The following is a 2,317-nucleotide window of genomic DNA, read 5'->3' on the forward strand; positions in this document are numbered from 1 at the left end:
ACTCCATCGAATCTTGCAAATCCGAAGGAATCATAACCTCTTGAAATCACCCACCTCTTTTTGAGGCAGCTTCTTAGAGCCCGATTTAAAAGGAGTTGAGCGATATCAGTAGGTTGTGATTCCCTTTTGGTGCTGAATCAAAATGGGGGTTCCGATGACCTGGACTGCTATCGCTCGCCGTGAGCATAACCGTGACGCGCTTCGTTTTCCAAGTGATTTGTCGGACAGGGAATGGGCGCTGATTGCTCCGATGATCCCGCCGGCGCGAGATGGCGGTCGGCCACGGACAACGAACATGCGTTCGGTGGTGGAGGCGATCCTCTATATGGCTTCCAGCGGCTGCCAGTGGCGCATGTTGCCGGGCGACTTTCCGCCGGTCTCGACGGTGCGCGGCTATTTCTATGCCTGGCGTGCGATGGGGCTGTGGGAGACGATCAATCAGCTTCTGGTGATGACGGCACGTGAGATTTAGGGGCGAGAAGCGCAGCCAACTGCCGGGGTGATCGACAGCCAGAGCGTGAAGACCACTGAAAGCGGCGGCATTTCCGGTTATGACGCGGGCAAGAAGGTGAAGGGCCGCAAGCGTCACATCGTCACGGATACGCTTGGATTTCTGGTCTTCGTCCTCATTCATGGGGCCGATGTGCAGGATAGGGACGGCGCGCCGGATGTCCTCAAGGCGATCCGCCGCCGCTTTCCATGGCTTCGTCATATCTTTGCCGATGGCGGCTATGCCGGCAAGAAACTGAAGGCGGCGATGCGCCGCCATGGCCAATGGACGATCGACATCGTCAAGCGTTCCGACGCGGCCAAGGGCTTTGTCGTGTTGCCGCGCAGATGGGTCGTGGAACGCACGTTCGCATGGCTCGGACGCTGCCGACGGCTCGCCAAGGACTGGGACAAATCACTCGAAAGCGCAACCGCATGGACGCAGATCGCCTCAATACGAATGCTCACGCGGCGCATCGCAAGATATTGGATCTACAAATAAACTTCTGAATCGGGCTGTTAGATCTTCAGTGGCGTATCGCCACTGCATGCGGGCACTATTTGGATTATGTGGAGCCGATCGGCAGGACGATAGATTGCAGCGACCGGACGCAATTGAAGCGGATGTCAGTCTATTTGCGGAAACGCTCGAGCGCGCGAATGATTGGGTTGAAAGCAGATAGGCACTCGAATTCATTAGTGGCAGGGCGCTATTGAACCAGATCGGGATCCGATGCGTTTCCATGTGAGCGATGGAGGCTGATATGGATTACAATGCAATTCAGACCGACGAGTTGGGCCGAGCCCTTTCCAATCTTAAGCGCAACGGCCACAATGTGCGCCCGCTACGCAACCGCCTCGGTTACTATATGATTGACGACAGCGTTAAGGATGCAGAAACTCTCATCCGAGAAGCGACCGCGCATTGATATTTGACACATCTGTAATAAAATATCGAGCTAAACGTTAAGTTCAACATTCACGTAGGTGCGCAACTACAGTTTTTCTCGAGATTCATAGCGGTGCCCGCATAAGTTTTTTCGACAACAAGACTCGCATATGTTGTGAAAATATGTCAAAATAACCTCAAAACAGGCGAGTGTTGGTTTGCACGCAGAACTGAGCCGGTTAGGCGCATAATTTCCATTGAGAATTGAGCCATGTGACCTTCCCCCCAACACGGATAGCGACGGGGGCAACGGAGTGATCCACATGGGACTTTTAAACATCATCCGCCGGATGGCGCTGCGCGAGAAGCTGTCAGTGCGCGAGATCAGTCGGCACACCGGTCTGTCGCGCAACACGATCGCGAAGTATTTAAGCGGTGGCACGATCGAGCCGACGTTCACGGTACCGGAACGACCGAGCAAGCTTGATCCATTCGCTGATAAACTCTCGGGTTGGCTTAAGACGGAGGCCGGAAGGTCACGCAAGCAGCGCCGAACATCGAAGCAACTTCATGCCGATCTGGTGGTTCTCGGCTTTACCGGTTCTTACGGTCGCGTCGCTGCGTGCGCCCGTCAGTGGTGGCTTGAGCAGCAGGCGGCCGGCCGCGGCATATTCATTCCTCTGTCTTTCCGGACAGGGGAAGCATTCCAATGTAAGCGGTCAGCTGATGCCGTCAGTCTTGAAGTTCCACGGCATGAGGGCGTCGATTTCAGATGCGGGCCAGCGGTGGCGTCGCCTTAACGGCCTGTTTGCACCAACGTGATATCGGGCTTTGATGACCGAGACCTAGCTTGCCCACTTCAGACGTCACCGCTTTCCTGCTCAGATCATCGCCCATGCCGTATGGCTCTATTTTCGGTTCCCGCTGAGCCTGCGCGAC

Annotated in this window: 1 protein-coding gene and 3 pseudogenes; all 4 read left to right on the forward strand. The window is 55.4% G+C overall.

Annotation, left to right across the window (positions count from 1 at the left end; all coding sequences use genetic code 11):
• The first annotated feature begins 154 nt into the window (after nt 1–154).
• Nucleotides 155–991, forward strand: a pseudogene (locus tag OCK01_RS26345) (IS5 family transposase).
• A 262-nt stretch (nt 992–1,253) separates the two neighbouring features.
• Nucleotides 1,254–1,418, forward strand: coding sequence for a hypothetical protein (locus OCK01_RS26350; RefSeq protein WP_263826553.1), 165 nt, complete (start codon nt 1,254–1,256; stop codon nt 1,416–1,418).
• Nucleotides 1,419–1,701: 283 nt separating this feature from the next.
• A pseudogene (locus OCK01_RS26355) lies at nt 1,702–2,106 on the forward strand (IS21 family transposase); the annotation flags it as partial.
• 130 nt (nt 2,107–2,236) lie between these two features.
• A pseudogene (locus OCK01_RS26360) lies at nt 2,237–2,317 on the forward strand (IS6 family transposase); the annotation flags it as partial.

This window comes from Rhizobium sp. TRM95796 (genome assembly GCF_025779995.1).
Lineage (GTDB): Bacteria > Pseudomonadota > Alphaproteobacteria > Rhizobiales > Rhizobiaceae > Rhizobium_E.